This is a genomic window from Pedobacter nanyangensis (assembly GCF_003313505.1).
GTDB lineage: Bacteria > Bacteroidota > Bacteroidia > Sphingobacteriales > Sphingobacteriaceae > Pedobacter > Pedobacter nanyangensis.
The window spans coordinates 464,759-484,304 of sequence record NZ_QMHO01000001.1; the positions used below are offsets into that span (position 1 = coordinate 464,759).

Sequence of the window (19,546 nt, forward strand, 5' to 3'; positions counted from 1 at the left end):
CATGTTATAAACCTAATTTTGCCGAAATCTCCAGCATTCTTTCGATAGGTTTCTTGGCTTCTACAATGATATTTTCAGGTACGGTTACCTCTGGCATTCCATTTTTCATACATAGATAGAGTTTTTCCAAAGTATTTCTCTTCATGTAAGGGCAATCATTACAGGCACAAGCATTGGTAGGAGGTGCCGGAATGAAAGTTTTATCTGGATTAGCTTTTTCCATTTGGTGGATAATACCACTTTCCGTAGCTACAATAAACTCCTTAGCTTCACTATTGATGGTATATTTCAGTAATCCGGTGGTAGAACCAATATAATCGGCCATTTTCAACACAGCTTCTTCGCATTCAGGATGCGCAATGAACTTGGCATTTGGATGGCGTTCCTTTAATTTGGTAATTTTTTCCCTCGAGAAAATTTCGTGTACCATACAGGCACCATTCCATAAAACCAGGTCCCTACCAGTTTTTTTGGCTACCCAAGCACCCAAGTTTTTGTCAGGACCAAAAATGATTTTCTGATCTTTAGGCAAACTTTCCACAATCTGTACCGCATTTGTTGACGTACAAACAATATCACTTAAAGCTTTTAGCTCTGCGGTACAGTTTACATAAGTGATGACCAAATGATCAGGATATTTTTCCTTAAATTTTTTGAACAAATGTGGTGGACAACTATCCGCCAAAGAGCATCCCGCCTTTAAATCTGGTAATAAAACCTTCTTTTGTGGGGATAAAATCTTGGCTGTTTCGGCCATAAAATGCACACCAGCAAATACAATAACGTCTGCTTCCGTTTTTGCAGCTTCCTGAGATAAACCTAAACTATCCCCTATATAATCTGCAATATCTTGTATATCAGGATCTTGGTAATAATGCGCCAAAATAATTGCATTCTTTTCCTTTTTTAGCTTCTCTATTTCTACAAACAAATCCAGTGTTGGATCTATTTTTTCTTCTACGTAACCTTTTCTATGAAGTTCTTCTAAAATTTCCATCGATATGCCTATTAGCTATTAATCGCCTTTTAATTTTTTTTGTAAAGATACAGAGCTTTCAACTTTATCAACGCCTCAAACAAAATATAATTTAATTAAATAAATAGATTCTTATTCTTTATTAGTGTGTTGAAACTGTTAGAAATATTCTAACAAAAAATGTTGTTAAATGAGTTTTCCCATAGTTACCAACAATTTTTACGATTTTTTATTTTAAACTTCCGTTGATTTTCAATGTTATAGTTTTTACTTCATTAAATTATCAATATAGAAATGTGTATTGTTAGTAGTGTGATGAAAAGTGGATAACCTGGGTAAAGCTGCTTAAAAATTATGTAAAAGATTGTTCCAAATTTGGCTTTTTACCTTAGCTTTAAACATTCAAATTTATTTGTTAGGATAATTTATACACGCAATTCACAAGCTTGTGAACTTTATCCACATACTTGTTACTATAGGTTTAAATTAATGAGAAAGGTCGATTTTTTAGTCATAGGATCTGGAATTGCAGGCTTAAGTTTTGCACTTAAAGCCGCCAAGTTTGGTAAAGTGTTGATAGTGACCAAGTCTAACGAAGACGAATCAAATACGAAGTATGCCCAAGGTGGCGTAGCTGTAGTTGTAGATAAATCAGATTCCTTTGAAAAACACATTCAGGATACCCTGATAGCAGGGGATGGCCTGTGTGACGAAAGCATTGTGGAAATTGTGGTGAAAGAAGGGCCTGAGCGTATACAGGAGATTATCGACTACGGAATTAACTTCGATAAAAACCCTGCCGGCGTATTTGATTTGGCCAAAGAAGGAGGCCACTCAGAACACCGAGTGCTTCATTATAAGGATATTACGGGTTACGAAATCGAAAGCGTTTTGTTGAAGCAAATTCATCAGAATGAGAACATAGAGATATTAACACATTACTTTTGTTTAGAGCTGATTACGCAGCATCACTTGGGAAAACATGTGGATAAGAGTAGTAAAGATATCAATTGTTATGGCATATATGCCTTTAACACAGAAAGTAACAATGTGGAAAAGATATTGGCAAACGTAACCGTAATGGCCAGTGGCGGAGCAGGACACATTTATGCCAATACTACTAATCCTATAATTGCCACCGGAGACGGAATGGCCATGGTTTATCGTGCTAAGGGAAAGATCAGGAATATGGAATTTATCCAATTTCATCCCACTGCTTTATACCATCCTGGTGAATATCCTTCTTTTTTGATTTCTGAAGCGGTGCGGGGATTTGGCGGCGTACTTCGCAGGAGAACTGGCGAGGAATTTATGTATGAATATGATGAAAGAGGTTCGCTCGCTTCTCGTGACATTGTTGCACGCGCCATCGATAACGAGATGAAAAAATCAGGAGATGATTTTGTTTATCTGGATATTACCATGAGAAGCAAGGCCGATATCCTTAAACATTTTCCTAACATTTATGCCAAGTGTTTATCCATTGGTATTGATATGACGAAGGATTTTATTCCCGTAACGCCGGCCTGTCATTATATGTGTGGCGGCGTAATGGTTGATGAAGATGGCAAGTCATCTATTAATCATTTATATGCCTGCGGCGAGGTTTCTTCTACCGGTTTGCATGGGGCCAATCGTTTGGCTTCCAATTCATTGTTGGAGGCAACTGTTTTTGCACACCGTATATTTTTATCGGCTATCGAAAACTATAAGCAAAATATTATTCCGGAGAATATCCCTGAATGGGATGATAAAGGCGTGATACAGTCTAATGAAGATATTTTGGTTACGCATAATTTACGTGAAACCCAAAAAATTATGAGTGATTATGTGGGTATTGTACGGTCCGATTTTAGATTGGACAGAGCCATGCGCAGACTTTATTTACTTTACGAAGAAACAGAAGAATTTTACAAGAATAATAAAGTTTCGGTAAAGCTCTGCGAAGTAAGAAATGTGATTCAGGTGGCCTATCTGGTAATAAAATCGGCTATGCAGCGCAAGGAAAGTAGGGGATTGCATTATACTACGGATTATCCAAAACATGCAAAAGAATTAATTGATACAATAATTTAGGTTTTAAGTAATTATACGTTAGTCTCAATATCTATATGTCTATTATATTGCCAGTAAAAGGAGTTAGCCCAGCGTTTGGAAGTGATTGCTTCATCGCACCAAATGCCACTATTGTGGGTGATGTTAAAATTGGAAAAAACTGTTCAATTTGGTTTAATGCTGTGGTTAGGGGAGATGTTAACAGCATTACCATTGGCAACGAAAGTAATATCCAGGATGGGGCGGTAATTCATGCTACCTATTTAAAAGCGGCCACCTTTATTGGAAATAGGGTAAACGTTGGGCATAATGCCATTGTACATGGTTGCACGGTTAAAGATAATGTTTTGATAGGCATGGGAGCCATTGTAATGGACCACGCTATTATCGACGAATACTGTATTATTGCCGCTGGTTCTGTAGTACTGGAGAATACCGTTTGTGAGAGCGGTTATATCTATGCCGGGGCCCCTGCCAAAAAAATAAAGCCCATTACTGACGAGCAAAGGGCTTTATTGAACAAGTTACCTGATAATTATATCATGTATTCAGACTGGTTTAAGCCTTAATTTCCTCCTGGCCTGCTCCTTTGAGCCTGAGGAATAACGGGCGGTTTTACTTCTTTTTTCTCTTTAGGTTTGGGGCTTGGGAGTGGGGCAACCAATGGAATTTTGATGATCTCATTTCTATCCCAATTTGCTCTGATAGACAGCTCTTTAGGTTCATACCAAATAGCCTCTGGTTGTAAACCTTTTTTCAAGTTACCGGTATCCCAAATGCCATTTTTATTTTCATCGTAAACTATTCGGCCGTAGTATATCCCCTGTTTATATTTATCCAGTTTAACAGATGTTTTTTTAATAATTGGGAAACTAGAAATGATATTCTTGTCTTTGTTCACAATTTCAAGAATATAGCTTTTAGTAGTATCTGGAGGTTCTATAGCAAGTGTTAACGTGCCATAGTCGTTGGCATCACCCAATGTAAATGTCTTTTTTAATTCTTTGTTTTTAGCATCAAAAATTGCTGTAGCGGCGTTTTCTCGTAGCAATAAGATATATTCTTCTTTAGCACGCCATTTATACTTAATATGATATTTAAGCAAATTGGCGCTGTCTTTTACCAGCGTGAATTTTCTTGGAATACTATCTTCTAATAGCAATATTTTACTTTCATCTAAATTCTTTATTGGAAAATTGAAGCTAATTACCAAGTCTTTAAACGGATTTAAGGTACCGCCATCCAAGTTGTCAGAGATGTTAAGTATTCGATTGTAGGTATCTCTTTTTGATCTGGTTAACTTTACGGTATCTAATATTTTCCCGTCATCTTTTATAGCTACTTTTACCGAGTCGAACGACAAATCATTTAGCCAAAGTGTTACGCTGTCTTTTGTTTTACTGAACTGCAGTAGCTTTCCTTGATCAATATTGCTGGGAAATATCACCGTTAGATCGGGATTTTTCAACTTTTGATTGAAATTCATGAAAATACTTCCATCAGCATTTAGCTTTCTATCAAGAGTTCTAAACTCAGGGGCTAGTTCTTTAAATACATTCAGGTGCAAGCTATCAATGTTCTTGTCTAATAAAAAAGGCTCCTTGATAAATCCAATTTCATCGCTTACTTGTTGATAGATCCTATCACCGCCTTTTTCCTTTAAGGCATAAATCTTATAGGTATCTTTTTTTAAATTGTTAAGCTTGAAATTTCCACTGCTATCTGTTAGGGTAAAAATAGCTGCACGTTTTTTTCCAAAAAGGCTGTCTCTGGATAGGGGAAGGATAAAAACCGTCGTTTCAATTTCTGGCTCCAGGGTGAGTGCATTGGTAACATTTCCACTAATACTTAACGAATCTATGGTTGGGCCTGTTGAGAAAGCATAGCTGAAATTTTTAAGTTCGTTGCTCTCGTTAAGGTCCACAATTGATTTTCCAAAATTTAGCGTATAGGTAGTATTTTTTTCCAAAGTGTCTGGCAACGTTATTTCCAGTCTTTTTAATTTGGCTTTTAGTTCTGGCGTTCTTTCCAGTTCTGGAGAAATGGAAAATTCTTTAAATTCATTATTGAGTTTAATGTACTCGTCAAATTCTATGACTATTTTTTTTGCGCTAAAATTTGTGGTCAAATTTTCTGGAATCATTTTTAGCACTTTTGGCGGAGTGGTGTCTTTTGGTCCACCTTGTGGTGTTTGCATGGCGGCGCAACCGTAAATAAGCGTAGCCAATGCCAAAAGCGCTAAAAAAATGCTGTAAAAAGAGTCTTTGTTGTTTTTTGCCATTTATAAGCGTTTTAATCTATTTTTACTTTTTTTGGAACAATAACATTAAAATTTTGAGTTATGCTTTTATAACGCTTTATTTTAATTTGTATTTTTAATATATTAAATATCTGTAAATCAGTTATTTAGCTATATGAACCATTAAAACTGAAATATCTGAAGGCGAAACCCCAGAAATTCGGGATGCCTGGCCCAAAGTTCTAGGTTTTATCTTCAATAATTTTTCTCTCGCTTCTTTTGATAAAGATACTAAAGTGTTGTAATCAAAATCCGGATTAATTGCTTTGTCTTCCATCTTTTGCATTTTTGCAACAATCTCCTGTTCTTTTTCAAAATAGCTTTCGTATTTGATTTTGATTTCAGCTTGCTCTATAGTTTCCTTTTCAAATTGGTTGAGTATATCGTTAAAAGGTTCGCTCACTTTTCGCAGGTCACTGATGTTTACTTGGGGCCTACTTAATATGCTAAATAATTTTACATTTTGTGTTAAAGCCGAAGTTCCTAGTTCTTCTAATAACCCATTTGCTTCCGACATTTCTATTCCTTGTTTTTTTGTGAAAGCAACGATATCGTCGGAGTCTTTTATTTTTTGATTAACAATGTCTAAGCGCTCATCATTTACCAAGCCTAGTTCATGGGCAATAGGAGTGAGGCGGATATCGGCATTGTCTTGTCTTAATAATAAACGATGTTCAGCTCTGGAGGTAAACATACGGTAAGGTTCTTCTGTACCTTTTGTTACCAAATCATCTATCAAAACACCTATATACGACTCAGAACGTTTCATGATCAGCTCATGTTTGTCATATACCTTCTGATGGGCATTAATTCCTGCGATAAAACCTTGACTAGCAGCTTCTTCATATCCAGTAGTACCATTAATTTGGCCTGCAAAGAACAAGTTGCTGATCAGTTTGGTTTCCAAGGTTAAGGAGAGCTGGGTAGGGGGGAAGTAATCGTATTCAATCGCATATCCTGGCCTAAACATCTTCGCATTTTCAAACCCAGGAATTTGGGTAAGTGCTTTGTACTGTACATCTTCCGGTAACGAAGTAGAAAATCCATTCACATATATCTCACAAGTATTCCATCCTTCTGGTTCTACAAATATCTGATGACGTTCTCTTTCTGCAAAGCGATTGATTTTGTCCTCGATAGAAGGGCAATAGCGAGGACCTAATCCTTTGATTCTGCCCGTAAACATAGGAGATTTTTCGAAGCCTTCTTTTAGCGTTTCGTGAACTTTATCATTGGTATAGGTAATCCAGCAGCAGCGCTGATCAGTGGGTAGTGCTACATTTGTGTAAGAAAACCTGCCTCTTTCTTCGTCTCCCCATTGTTCTTCCATCAAGGAATAGTTAAGCGAACGACCATCAATTCTGGGAGGGGTGCCCGTTTTCATGCGGCCTGCCTCAAAACCTAATTCTACCAATTGTTCCGTTAAACCAGTAGCCGATTTTTCTCCCGTTCTGCCGCCACCCATTTTTTTCTCACCGATATGAATTACTCCATTAAGGAAAGTACCATTGGTAAGCACTACAGATTTTGCTTTTATTTCTACCCCAAGATTAGTTTTTACTCCTATAACAGTATTGTTTTTTATTAATAATGAACTAACCATTTCTTGCCAAAAATCAATATTTGGAGTTCTTTCTAAGGCTAGTCGCCATTCTTCCGCAAATCTTTTTCTATCATTTTGAGTACGGGGACTCCACATCGCAGGGCCTTTGGATTTATTTAACATCCTAAATTGAATGGTGGTTTTATCGGCAATAATACCCGAGTATCCGCCCATAGCGTCTATTTCTCTAACAATTTGGCCTTTGGCCACGCCGCCCATTGCTGGGTTACAGCTCATTTGGGCAATAGTTTCCATATTCATTGTGATCAACAAAACCGATGATCCCAGATTTGCAGCAGCAGCGGCAGCTTCGCAACCAGCATGACCAGCGCCAACTACAATTACGTCGTATTCTTTAAACATATATTTTATGATGTTCCACGTGAAACATTAAATTTTTATTAGGGTATTCTTCAATGTTCCACGTGGAACATTGAAGAATGATATTTATTTTTCAGATAATTCCATCCATCTTTCCATATCTGTTTCGATGGTTTGGTTGATTTTTTCTATCGATTCAGATAAATCTTGAATTTTGATATAGTCTGAAGGATCTGTACTGTTTAATTCTTGGGTGAGTTTTTTAATCTTGTTTTCGTTTTCTGCTAAAGCTTCTTCTAGTTTTTTAAATTCTTGCTGTTCTTTAAAACTTAATTTATTACTGCTTGAAGGGGATGTTGATTTTTGCTCTTGTGTTTTTTCTTTTTTTGTGGCTGCTTCTTTCTCTTGTTCAATTGCATTTCTATGCTCTGAATAGTTGCCGTTAAAAATTTTAACTTTTCCGTTGCCTTCCATAATGAATAGCTGATCACTCATTTTATCTAACAAGTATCTGTCGTGTGAAACCAAAACCAATACCCCTGGAAAATTTTCTAGAAATTCTTCCAACACATTTAAAGTGTCTATATCCAAATCATTGGTTGGCTCATCTAAAATTAAAAAGTTTGGATTTTGCATTAAAACTTTCATTAAATGGAGGCGTTTTTTCTCCCCACCACTTAGTTTTTCTACCAAACCATGTTGTTTTTTTGGAGGAAATAAAAATAAAGTTAATAGGGCAGAGGCGGAGATTGTTTGCCCATCGGCCATTTTAATATATTCTGCATCGGCTTTTACAATATCAATTACCCTATCTTTTTCGTTGAAATTTAAACCACCCTGTTTGTAATATCCAAACTTTGTCGTTTCCCCTAAATCTACCTTTCCACTATCTGGGATTAAATTTCCTGTAATAATGTTTAGTAACGTAGATTTTCCAGTGCCGTTCTTGCCGGCGAGTCCAATTCTGTCGCCTCTCTTAAATATGTAAGTAAAATTATCAATGATATTTTGATCATTAAAGGCCTGTTTAATATTTTCCAGCTCCAGAATTTTATTTCCTTGCCTGGCCATTTTTACGTTTAAGGTTACTTTTTGATGATCTACTCGCTGTTTTGTTTTTTCTTCTAGATCGTAAAATGAATCTATTCTTGCTTGAGATTTGGTTCCCCTAGCTTGCGGCATTCTGCGCATCCATTCTAGTTCTTTTTTTAATAGGTTTTTGTTTTTTTGATAAGTGGCATCGTCCTGAGCTTCTCTTTCCGCTTTCTTTTCGAGAAAATATGCATAATTTCCATGGTAAGTAAATGTTTTACCTCGCTCTAGCTCTACGATGGTGTTACAGATGTTATCCAGAAAATACCTGTCGTGGGTTACCAGTAACAGGGTTTTATTTCCTGAAGTCAGTAATTTTTCCAACCATTCGATCGTATCAATGTCTAAATGATTGGTTGGCTCATCTAGTACGTAAATGTCTGGATCTTCAATTAAAAGTTTAGCTAAGGCCAGCCTTTTGCGTTGGCCGCCAGATAGCGTATGTATTTTTTGCTGTAGATGGTTGATGCCCATTCTACTGAGGATTGTTTTAATTTGATGTTCGTATTCCCAAGCGTTATGTTCACTTAATTCCTCATATAATCTGTTGAGCTTCTTTTCATCAGGGTGCTCTTGCTCAACTAATTCTTCATATGCTCTAATCAACTGTTGTTGTTTGTTTTCGGAGGAGAAAATGAAGTCGCTAATACTGGCGTTATCTGGAAAGGAAGGCTCTTGGTCAAGAAAACCGATCCTTACCGATTTGTTCTTTACGATTTTTCCTTCCAAGGGCGCAAAGCGTTCAGCTAGTAATTTCATGAGGGTACTTTTACCAGCGCCATTTACGCCAACAAGCGCCACACGCTGCCCCGCATTAATTCCTAATGTTAAGTTTTTAAATAGCCATTCGTCGTGATAGGCATGGCCAAGCCCTTCTGCTGCAATTAGTGTACTCAAGGTGATTTGAAACGAATTATATAATCAAAAATTGTTGCAAAAGTACGGATTATAAACTGCTTAACGCTTTGTGGCTAGCAGATTAGTGCGCCTGAAGGTAAATAATTACGATACGATGTTACACGTTTCTGGCTAATTGGAGGAGAGCGCAATAATACACTGCTCTCTTATTTGCCAAAGTTCTTCCATTGAAACCATTAGATTTTGTTGTGTTTTGAGCCAATTGGCCAGAAAATTTTGGTGAAAGCTAACTTTAAAATTAGATATTTGATTGGTGCGGATTTCTATTTCTTCCAAGAGGTCATTTGCAAAATCACTTGGTTTTGAATGTTCATTTGTGTAATCCAGGATTTCGTTTTTCCACTTCAGATAGGTGTGTGCTTCGGGGAGGTAAGGCAGTTGATTTTTAGCTAAGGTAGCGGCAATTTTTGGCGTATTGGCTGCATTCATTTTGAAAATTCCAATCATCAGTTTGAAACCAACGATGTTGTTTTCTTCGGAAAGCCGCTTTAAAAGGGCATGTTTAGTACTGCAGGTTCCGCATTTGTCGTCAAATACAGTGCTTAAATCAGCTTTATTTTTATTTCTGCTGTAGCGGAGTTTTCTGACAAAATTTGCCGCTTCACTAAACGTGTGGATATTATGCAGCAGAAACTTTTTAGAAATGATGCCGGTTGGATGGATCTCGAAATTTATGCGTTCGGACATTTTGGAACGGAGGTGTTTTAATTCAAATTGAACTTATCGTTCCTGATATTCATCACGTTTGAAGCAAAAATAATAGAAACAATAAGCACACCGATAATGATGGCCAAGATGAGCTGAAGGGTAGAATAGAGGTTTGTTCCCGTCACAATTTTTTGGGATTCTTCTTTAAGCTGTTCGCCTACTACGGTTTGTATTTTGGTAAGCTGGGAAAGCAAACTGGAAATACCGCTAAAAGATTGCTCTGCACTGCTGTCATATAGGCTTCTAAGAGTGACCTTCTCTAATGTTTCGGCATTCAATAAAATATTTTTTTCCAATACTTTATTTTCAAGTAATTTAACTTTTAATTCAGTTAAATGATTTTTTTCGTTTTTAACCAAAAACGTTTTTTCGTACTTGGCCAAAAGCGTATCAATTTCTCTATCTAGTCCCTTTAATTTGTTGTTTAACTGTTGGGGGCTAAGTTTGTTTTTGTCACTATAAACGAAAGTTTCCAATAGAAAGCGCTTGGCGTATAGCTTTTCTGAAATGTAGAAAATATCCGTTGCTGGAACCAACCTGTCGTTGTAGAGCGATGAAAACGCTTTTTCCATATTTTTAATACTACGGTCTTCCAATACCCTGATCAATATTGTACAGGCCATAATCAGAAAAAGGAGGATGGCAATTTTGGTTTTTTGCTTTAGAGAATAGGCTATTTTCATCTTTGATGGAATAAAATAACCCCCAATATAGTGATTATTTAAAGCATTATGGTGCTAGGGTTGGCAAGTTGGTAGAATTGCATTGAAATGGAGAATCGCGGAAAAAGAAAAAGCGGGCATCCACCCGCTTGATTAACTAAAACTAAACTAAATTTATATGTGTGTATATGAATTTTAAAACAAGGTCAAAAGATCTTCAGTAGGCAAGCCTGTTACTGTTGATTGTTTTTGCGCTACAGCCGTATTTTTAGCTTGGATGCTGCTGTTTTCGGCAGTAAATTTTTCAGCGCTTAAAGAAGCAAGGCTACCAATTACCGCATTGTAATCTGTGGTTGATCCGCTTAAATTTAAGCTTGCTTTGTTGTTTACGTTAGCAAATAAATCAACGGTATAGGTATTTAGGTTAGCTTTTGCTTGATCTTTCAAATTAATTTCCAAACTAAGCGTGTTAAATTTGCCGTTGGTTTTTACTACCGCATTGTCGCTAGCGGTAATTTCATTTAATTGGCTAGCATAAACTACCACAGTTAAGGTTTCTTTATCAAAAGAGCTAATTCTCAATTCGCCATTTCTTTCTTGAACCAGGGCATTTTTTGCATAGTAATTGTCGTATACCTGTACGCTTGGGTTGGCACTTTGAACCAAAATTACTTCTACGTTGCCCGCAACACTTAGTTTGTTGAAGCTTTTTACCGAGTTTAATACGGTTACTTTTTTAGCTTCCTTTGCATTTGCGAAAGCTGGAACACTTGCACTAATTGCTATCGTTAAGATGGCTGCGAATAGATTTTTAATAGCGGTTTTCATATTGTGTGTTTTTTATATCGTTATTTTAATTTTTGTTGTTTTTGTAAACTTGTTACATCTATAAGACCTCCAAACCCTAAAAAGGTTGCATGGCAGCGGGATGTTTTATACCATCACGAATAAAGTTTCGACCAACGGGGATAATTTTTCGACCAACGGGATAAGCCAAAAAGTAAAATTTGTGCTTTTAGGGGCAGAAAAAAGAGAAAACTGCCGTTAATGTCACTGTAACCCCTAACTTTGGTCGGTTGAAAATCAAAAAATTATCACAGTGAAAATACTAGCCACCATTTTTACTTCTTTAACCTTAATTAGCCTTCAGCCTAATGTAGAGGAGAAGCCCTTAAAGTCCCAATTGTATGTTTTAAACCATGAGCAGGTATTGGGAACGTCGTTGGAATTGAAAATCATCAGCACCTCGGAAACGGAGGTGTACAAAGCTGAGCAAGCTGCAATTGAGGAAATTAATAGGCTTTCTAACATCCTTAGCGCTTACCATGGTCATAGTGAATTTAGCCGGTGGATGAAAAGTAGCCTGAATGTGCCAGTTAAGGTTTCGAAGGAACTTTTTGAGGTGTTGAGTTTATTTGAACAATGGAAAAGGCAAACCAACGGGGCTTTGGATCCCTCCGTAGCGGTAGCTTCAAAACTTTGGCGTGAAGCAGCTTTGAACCAAAACCTGCCCACCAAATCAGCTGTTCAAAAAGCGATATTTCAAATGCAGGCAAAGCACTATCAATTAGATTTAACCAACCTTACCGCAACCAGATTAGACTTGGTTCCCTTGGTTATGAATTCATTTGCCAAAAGTTACATTATCAACAAAGCTTGTGATGCAGCGTTGGCCGCCGGAAAGATAGAGAATATAGTGGTGAATATAGGTGGAGATTTGGTGACAAAGGGAGGCGAGAGGGATTTGGTATATGTAACCAATCCATTGAAAAACGCCGAGAATGATGCCCCGCTAGCGAAGCTTACGGTAATGAACAAGGCCGTGGCAACCAGTGGGAATTATCGTAGGGGCCAACAAATTGGGAAAAACTGGTATTCGCATATTATTGATCCTAGAACCGCTAAGCCCGTTGGGCAAATTATCAGCGCCACGGTAATTGCCGAAAATGCCATAGATGCAGGTGCTTTGGCTACTGCCTTTAATATACTGTCGTTGCAAGAAAGTAAACTTTTGGCCGAAAAATCGGGGGCTGCTTATCTGATCGTGACCCGGGAAGGCAAAATTGTTGAAAGTGCAAATTGGGATGCATATGTGCTTGCTGCCGAAGTTGAGGAAACGCCGGTGGTTGCCAGGTCTACGTATGCTGAAAATCAAAAAATGTGGGACCCGAAATTTGAGCTAACGATTAATTTCAGATTGAATGCAATTGAAGATAACAGCCACCGTCCGTATGCGGCCATTTGGGTAGAAAATGAAAAAAGAGAATCCGTTAGAAACCTGGCTTTATGGTACCGTAAAACGAATTGGATCCCTGATTTGAGGAACTGGTATCGAATCCATGGCGAACGTTTTAAGGCCGATAAGGACAACTACGCATCGGTGACTGGAGCCACCCGAAATCCGGGGAGTTATACGTTAAAATGGGACGGTAAGGATGATAAAGGAAATTACGTGCCACAGGGAAGATATACCGTAATTATTGAAACGGCAAAGGAGCACGGCACCAATGAAATCATCCGCCAGGCTTTGGAATTAAAAAAGACCCCCATTAAAGCAGTAAGCGCCGGCAATGTAGAGGTTGCAGCGGTAAATTTCGAATTTGGAAAAAGGAAATAACAGATTGAGCACGAAAAAGAAAAAAAGGGGGGACGCCAAAAGAGGCGTTGCCAAATTATCACGATGGTTACATATTTATCTTTCCATGGTGAGTTTTGCCATTGTTTTGTTCTTTTCGTTTACGGGCTTAACACTTAACCATCCGAAGTGGTTTGGGGCCGAAGAACAGCTAGAGGAAAAGTACAAGGGGAAATTAAATATAAAATGGGTAGATCATCCGGACACCAATAAGGTAGCAAAATTAGAAATCGTGGAGTTTTTACGCAGCAAATACCAGCTAAAAGGAGCCGTTAGCGATTTCAGGATGGACGATTATGAGTTAAGCATCTCTTTCAGAGGCCCGGCATACTCGGCTGATGTTTTTATCGACCGAGAAAAAGGGGATTATGAGGTTACCGAAATCAAAAAGGGAATGGTGGCCATTTGGAACGATTTGCACAAAGGCAGAGATTCAGGAAAGCGATGGAGTTGGGTTATTGATGTTTCCGCTATTTTTCTCCTCATCATTTCTTTAAGTGGATTGATTTTGTTGCTGTTTATCAAAAAGAAACGGATTTCAGGAATTGTGACGGCTGTTTTAGGGCTGGTTTTAAGCTATCTGATTTATTTGGTTTTTGTGCCTTAAGGAAATTTAAAGACTTACGAGTTTTCAAAAACTCCGTAAGGGCGAAAGAAAAATATGGACTCTTTGTTCCGCTGGCATAAAAGCTGATCCTATAGATTCAGATCCTTGGCTTTTCTCATCACATTATTGGTAAGCACAATCAAATCGGTATCAAAACTATTTTCCGTGCTTCTTGAGTTTAAAAGAATAGCCACACTATACTCGGGGCCATAGATCCAAAAAGTAGCGGTACCTATCAAATTTCCGCCATGGTAAAATCCTTCAAATAAAGAGTGGCCAGTGCGCCAGCCTAAGGTATAATTGGCCACAGGCGATTTGGTGAACATCAGCGTTCGGGTAGCGGCATTTAAGATATCTGGTTTTATGGCGCCACCATCAACCGCATACAATACTTTAAAAAGGTTATCTACATTGATGGATACCCCACCGGCGGCCTTATAGATCTGGACATCATTGCCGTAGGCATTGGCGCTTCCCTGAGGATAACAGATGGCTTCTTTGGCTCGCCTGGAAGTGGGCGAAGATGAGGTAAGGTTAACAGCAACACCCGCTGGCGTATAAATCTCTTTCAAATAAGCGCCGTATTCTTTGCCTGATACGAGCTCGATAATTTTGCCGAGCACACCATAGCCCATATTGTAATAGTAATAGGAAGTGCCCGGCTCATTTTGCGCTGAGCCTAGCATGGTTTGAATTTTTTGATCTAGGGTTGTTCCGGCGCTGCTGCTGAACATGGGGTCGCCTAGGTAATATCCCGCGGTATGTTCCAGGAGATGTTTTACGGTAACCTTGGCAGATTTTGGACCTACCGTTGGGAAAGAAGCTTTTAATATCCCCGTAGGGCCAAAAACCAGGTCATTAAGCCCAATTTTACCTTGTTGTACCAGGGTCATCACGGCTATCGATGTATGTTGCTTGGTCATAGAGGCCAACCTGAACTCATAATCGGGCTGGGCACGTTCTTTGGCATCTACGTTGGCAAAACCACAAGCATTTTTGTAAATGATATCTTCGACGCTGTTTTTGCCAATGGCATATGAGGCCGCGGGGATATTGTATTTTTCGATGAAAGGATATATCATCTCATCAATTTCCTTGATGCCAATTTGCGCCAAAATGGTATAGGTGGCTACATCGCCATTTTCGGCCGTAACTACTGCGGTAAGCGTTTTGCTTAAATCTAAGTTTCCGGTGTTGTTGGCAAGCATTATGCCATCTACTTTGATGGTCGCTTTGCTAGATAGCGTAAAGTTGACCTTTACGTTATTTAAATTAGAATTTAGCGGGATTGTGATGTAAATTTTAGAGGCGCTTTTGAAGTAGTACCCGTTGCCGGTGAGATTGGCATTTTCAGCTTTTAAAATACTGATGTTGATGATTTCCTTAGCGGCAGAAGCCGCTGTGGCATTTGGAGGATTGCCTGGAACGGGATCATTTTTTTTGGAACAGGAAGCCAAAACAGCAATAAACAGGGAAAGCACAAGGCAAAACTTGGCCTTTTCTCCAAGCGAGATCATCATCATTATTGTTTGGTTTAGGTTTAATTTGCAAAACGGCAGAAATTCGCAACAATGTTTTGTAAATCAAGCTATTTTAGAAAAAATGCCGCACAAAACCTAATTTAATTGCAGAATGTTTACAGCCGCACAAAATATTTGGCGATGTGAATGCCCAAACTAACGTCTGTTCAAATAAAAATCTTCCTTGGCGGTCATCTCCAGCTTGGCTTTTTTGGTTTTATCTCTGTAGCCCAACAAATGCAGCGTACCGTGGATCATGATGCGGCATAACTCATCGTGAATAGTGGCATTATGTTGTTTGGCATTATCCCTCACTCTGTCAATGCTGATAAAAATATCCCCTAAAATCATTTTAAGCTCCTCTGAGTTGTCAAAAGTGATTACGTCGGTATAGTAGTCGTGTTGAAGGAAATCTTGGTTTACGCGCAGTAAATATTCGTCGGAGCAAAAAATGAAGTTGAGTTCATTGAGCACATAACCTTCGTGTGCAATTGTTTCACTAATCCATTTCCTAATGGAGGTTTTTCCTTTTAGGGCGTAATTGGTGTCTTCAGTAAAGAAATTGATTTTTGACATGGGGATGAAATAAAAGGCAAAAGTAAAAATTCAGAACGGATAGTTGTTGAATTAAGGCCCAAAGAATAACTTGCTGCCCTTGCCAAGTAGGGAGCAAATGATTGGGAAATTACTTTTTGGGAGCGTTTAGCAATCTAAAATATTCTGCCACTTTGCTTTTGTAATAGTAGTTAAGGTTTGGCGGCAGCTTTTGGATCAGTTCACTTTCGCTTTGCATGCTTTTTTTGAATTTGTCTAGCATTTGCTGATATGAAGGAGGGAATTGCTTGGCGGCATTACTTTCTCTTTTCGAATCCTGATCCTGTTCTCGTTGGGCTTTTTCTGCATCCAATAATTTAACCATCAGGTTTTTTTGCCTGTTGATGGTTTCTTGGGAAATACGTTTGTTCACCAAGTCCAACTCAGATTGTTTCATTTCCTGAATGGCCTGGTTCAAATTGCCCATGGATCCCTTTCCATCTTTGTTATCTTCTTTGTTGATTTTTTCCAGGGCTTCCCTAATCATTTGCTGCTGTTGGGCCATTTTTGCAAATTCTTGGCTCATTTGGCCCTTGGGCACGGTGCCCTGGTTGCCTTCTCGTTCCATCTTCTCCTTGGCTTGCTGCATGTTTTTATTCAGTTGCTCCTGCATTTGCTGCAATTGTTGCATGCCCTGTTTCTGTTTGCCCTTTCCGCTTTTGGCATTTTTCATGGCGTTTTGCAGTTGCTCCAAAGCTTCGTTAAGCATTAAAGCCAAATTATTTAAGGAGGTCATGGCAAACTGCTGCGAACGGTTGGCCTCTCCGGTTCTTCTGTCTCCCAAAAAATCAATGGCTTTGCCAATGTTGAAGTTGATTTTATCCACTTCCGTATTGACAGTGCTTTCTATCTGTGGTACCCGTTTGCTTAATGAAAAGAGACTATCGGCAATGGTTTTCATGTTATCCCTTATCATGTTCTGTTTTTGTGCCTGTTGCACATAGGCAGGATCTGAGGAGTTCATTTTGCGGAAAGTTTCCATTACCTTTTCCTGTTCAAAGGAAGTACTCAGCAAATTTTCGAGCAGCTTGCGGAGCTCTTGTGCATTTACCTTGTTCTCTTGCTCGGCGCCTTCTTGCTGCTGCTCCTGCATTTGTTGGGCCAGTTGCTGCATTTGCTGGCCGGCCTGCTGCTGTTTTTCAGAAGCCTTTTGCTTGTTGTTCTGGTTCAGCTGATCTTTACTGTCCTGTTGGTTTTTTGCGATCTGGTTGGTTTCCTTTTCAGGATTTTTATATTCATTTGGGCGCTCAAGAGCCTGGTTTTTTTGATCCAGGTCCTGAAGTTCCTTTTTCAAGTCCTTAAAATCTTTATTGAGTTGATCTTGTTTCTCTTTAAGGTCCTGCGCCGAGGAGCTTTTGTCCTTGCTTTGGTCTGCCAGGTCTTTTTGCTGCTTGGCCATTTCGTTCAAGCGGTCAATTTTGTTCTGCAGGTTTTGTTCAAACTCCAATTGTTTGTAAAGTTCAAGGATGCGGTCGAGCTCATTTTTAACCGACTTATTATCCATTTGCATTTTCGACAGTTCGTTGCGGGTTTGCTCTTTATTGTTTTTATCCATCAACTGTTGTAGTTTTTGCAAAAGCTCCTTGGTTTTTTCATCAAGGACATTGTTGAACAGCTCATCAATTTTTTTCTGTTTTTCCTTGAGCTCTTCGGTAAGGGCATTGTTTTCCTGCTTGTCGAAATTGTTTTTTTCGTTCTGGGCTTTGATCTCCTTTACTGCCTCTTCCAGTTGTTTTTGTTTGTCCAGTAGCTGCTCAATCTGCTTTTTATCTTCAAAGTTAAGCTGCTTTTTCTCTAACAGATTTTCGCTTAATTTCTTACTTTCCTTTTCTATGGTGCTGGCCAGTTTAATGGTCTGCTCCATTTTCTGTTTCAGCGATTGGCTTCCTTCTGCCAATTTTTCGGCAATTTGTTGTGGTGTAGGGGCCTGGTAGGTTTTAGTTTCCGATCGGGCTATTTTTGCTCCGTTTACACCATCGTTATCAGCTATTTCAAAAAAATATTCAATAATTTGCCCTGGTTTGGCTTGAAGTTCGTTTAGGTTCCAAAAATGGAAGAAGTTGTTTTCGGTTTGATTGTTTTTAATCGCAATGGCCTTTGAGCCTTGGGCGATAAGCTTGTTTTGTTCTTTAATTTGATATTTGAATTTTAAGGACGAAAAGCCATAATCATCAGTCACCACCCCATTAAAATAAAGGGCTTTGCTGCTTAAACTATCGGGAGTTTCGGTAACCGAGATGGTGGGGTATTGGTCTACAATAACGTTGAGCTGATGGCTCAGCGAATCTTGGAGGCTTACATATTTGTTTTTTGGGACGATTTGGTAATTGCCGTTTGTCCTAATTGTTGCGCTAAAACTTGCTTGGTTGCCTTCCACCAAAAGCTGATGGGCTTTCTGCTGAAGGATAAAACTAATTTCTTCACTGTTTTCGGTTTTTAGTTTCCAGGTTATCCTTGTCCCTTCGGGGATAAGTAAATCGCCAACGTTGGGCACCTCTTCGGGTTTTCGGTGAAGATAGGCAGGGTAAATTAAGGTTGCGCTGAGGTTTAGGAGGGATGGGCGTGGTTTTACGCTGATGGTGTGGCTGGCTGAGCTAAATCCGCCGCCCGAAAAACGGATTGCTTTATCTTGCTGAATATTCTTGAAGGTATGGCTAAAGTGGCTGATATCCTGCTTCTCCAGTTTATAATTGTTCACCCCATCTTCTACATAAATATCCTGGGGGAATTCGTTGCCGGTAAGCTTAACTTTAATGGTTAAGTCATCGCCCTGCGTAACATTTAAATGCTGGTTTTCTATTAAAAATTGGAAAGGGGCTTGTGGCAATACCTCCTGGTTGTAGCGGATAAAGCTGCTGGTACCTTCTCTCAAAATGGCTGGGGCCAAAATGCCGATCAACAAAATGATGGCTAAGGGAAGCGCAATGTACTTGAGGTGTTTCTTATTGTCGCCAAGGTTAACGGCGCTCGAAAAAGGGATCGGTTTTAGTTCGTTGATTTTTTGGTCGATGCCAGCAAGAATAAGTGCGCTATTTTGTGGCGAGCTATTGGCCAGATCTTTTAGCTGTAAAGTATTCAGTAACCTATCCTTAACATTAAAGAAATGGTTTCCGATTAAATTTGCGGCATCTTCGAGGCCAATGGTTTTGCTTAACTTGAAATAGGAGAGCGCTGGTTTGACAATCCAAAGGCAAATGGCCAATAGCGAAATGCCAACAAACGAGAAGAAAAGCAGGGTTTTGGTAGAGATGCTCGGATAGGTGTAGAAAATGTAAACGAAAAGACAAAGATAGAGGCTTAAAATAAGCGCAGCGGCATATATACTCCCTCTTAAAAGTTTATTTAGATAAAACTTTCGGGTGAACTCGTTGATTTTAGCGATCAGTAAGTTATAGTTATTGCCCATCTTTTAATTTAAACGACAATAAAGATAAAAAATGTGCGCTTAAATTAAAATTGGACAAATTTTATCCTAAGCTTTCAATTTGTTTTTAAAACAAACCTTTTAGCTGTAAATTAGAAATAAAATATAATCAATAAAAACAAAAAATAACAC

14 protein-coding genes are annotated in these 19,546 nt (G+C 38.7%); 4 read left to right on the plus strand and 10 right to left on the minus strand.

Annotated elements, in window-relative coordinates; translation table 11 throughout:
* Nucleotides 1-4 precede the first annotated feature (4 nt).
* Nucleotides 5-997, minus strand: coding sequence for a quinolinate synthase NadA (nadA, locus tag DUT71_RS02185; protein ID WP_113660871.1), 993 nt, complete (start codon nucleotides 995-997; stop codon nucleotides 5-7).
* Between the two features lie 468 nt (nucleotides 998-1,465).
* On the opposite strand from nadA, the gene nadB reads away from it, so the two are divergent.
* Both nadB and DUT71_RS02195 read left to right on the plus strand, forming a co-directional pair.
* Nucleotides 1,466-3,052 (plus strand): L-aspartate oxidase, encoded by a 1,587-nt coding sequence (nadB, locus tag DUT71_RS02190; RefSeq protein WP_113660872.1) that lies wholly within the window; start codon nucleotides 1,466-1,468, stop codon nucleotides 3,050-3,052.
* A 35-nt stretch (nucleotides 3,053-3,087) separates the two neighbouring features.
* A complete protein-coding gene (locus DUT71_RS02195) occupies nucleotides 3,088-3,600 on the plus strand; it encodes a gamma carbonic anhydrase family protein (protein ID WP_113660873.1) in 513 nt (170 codons plus the stop codon).
* Here the strand turns inward: DUT71_RS02195 and DUT71_RS02200 are convergent.
* The 6 genes from DUT71_RS02200 to DUT71_RS02225 form a co-directional block, all read right to left on the minus strand.
* Nucleotides 3,597-5,312 carry an Ig-like domain-containing domain gene (locus DUT71_RS02200; protein ID WP_113660874.1) on the minus strand — a complete coding sequence of 572 codons (1,716 nt, stop codon included), beginning with the start codon at nucleotides 5,310-5,312 and terminating at the stop codon, nucleotides 3,597-3,599. The genes DUT71_RS02195 and DUT71_RS02200 overlap by 4 nt on opposite strands.
* Nucleotides 5,313-5,433: 121 nt before the next feature.
* On the minus strand, nucleotides 5,434-7,296 hold the full coding sequence (mnmG, locus tag DUT71_RS02205; RefSeq protein ID WP_113660875.1) for a tRNA uridine-5-carboxymethylaminomethyl(34) synthesis enzyme MnmG: 1,863 nt from the start codon (nucleotides 7,294-7,296) through the stop codon (nucleotides 5,434-5,436).
* 84 nt (nucleotides 7,297-7,380) lie between these two features.
* On the minus strand, nucleotides 7,381-9,243 hold the full coding sequence (gene abc-f, locus DUT71_RS02210; RefSeq protein WP_113660876.1) for a ribosomal protection-like ABC-F family protein: 1,863 nt from the start codon (nucleotides 9,241-9,243) through the stop codon (nucleotides 7,381-7,383).
* Between the two features lie 132 nt (nucleotides 9,244-9,375).
* A complete protein-coding gene (locus DUT71_RS02215) occupies nucleotides 9,376-9,951 on the minus strand; it encodes a hypothetical protein (RefSeq protein ID WP_113660877.1) in 576 nt (191 codons plus the stop codon).
* A gap of 17 nt (nucleotides 9,952-9,968) precedes the next feature.
* Nucleotides 9,969-10,655, minus strand: a complete 687-nt coding sequence (locus DUT71_RS02220; protein ID WP_113660878.1) for an MCP four helix bundle domain-containing protein — start codon at nucleotides 10,653-10,655, stop codon at nucleotides 9,969-9,971.
* 174 nt (nucleotides 10,656-10,829) lie between these two features.
* Nucleotides 10,830-11,462: a GIN domain-containing protein gene (locus DUT71_RS02225; protein WP_113660879.1), complete on the minus strand. Its 633-nt coding sequence runs from the start codon at nucleotides 11,460-11,462 to the stop codon at nucleotides 10,830-10,832.
* Between the two features lie 271 nt (nucleotides 11,463-11,733).
* Here DUT71_RS02225 and DUT71_RS02230 point away from each other — a divergent pair, with 271 nt between their 5' ends.
* On the plus strand, nucleotides 11,734-13,251 hold the full coding sequence (locus tag DUT71_RS02230) for a DUF2271 domain-containing protein (protein WP_113660880.1): 1,518 nt from the start codon (nucleotides 11,734-11,736) through the stop codon (nucleotides 13,249-13,251).
* Complete coding sequence (locus DUT71_RS02235) at nucleotides 13,235-13,876, plus strand: PepSY-associated TM helix domain-containing protein (protein ID WP_205313816.1); 642 nt, start codon at nucleotides 13,235-13,237, stop codon at nucleotides 13,874-13,876. The genes DUT71_RS02230 and DUT71_RS02235 overlap by 17 nt, the downstream gene beginning before the upstream one ends.
* A gap of 89 nt (nucleotides 13,877-13,965) precedes the next feature.
* Here the strand turns inward: DUT71_RS02235 and DUT71_RS02240 are convergent, their stop codons facing one another.
* From DUT71_RS02240 to DUT71_RS02250, 3 genes are all read right to left on the minus strand, one after another.
* Nucleotides 13,966-15,399, minus strand: a complete 1,434-nt coding sequence (locus DUT71_RS02240) for a serine hydrolase domain-containing protein (protein WP_113660881.1) — start codon at nucleotides 15,397-15,399, stop codon at nucleotides 13,966-13,968.
* A gap of 153 nt (nucleotides 15,400-15,552) precedes the next feature.
* Nucleotides 15,553-15,972 carry an rRNA maturation RNase YbeY gene (ybeY, locus tag DUT71_RS02245; protein WP_113660882.1) on the minus strand — a complete coding sequence of 140 codons (420 nt, stop codon included), beginning with the start codon at nucleotides 15,970-15,972 and terminating at the stop codon, nucleotides 15,553-15,555.
* Nucleotides 15,973-16,081: 109 nt separating this feature from the next.
* Nucleotides 16,082-19,396 (minus strand): DUF4175 family protein, encoded by a 3,315-nt coding sequence (locus DUT71_RS02250; protein WP_113660883.1) that lies wholly within the window; start codon nucleotides 19,394-19,396, stop codon nucleotides 16,082-16,084.
* Nucleotides 19,397-19,546 lie beyond the last annotated feature (150 nt).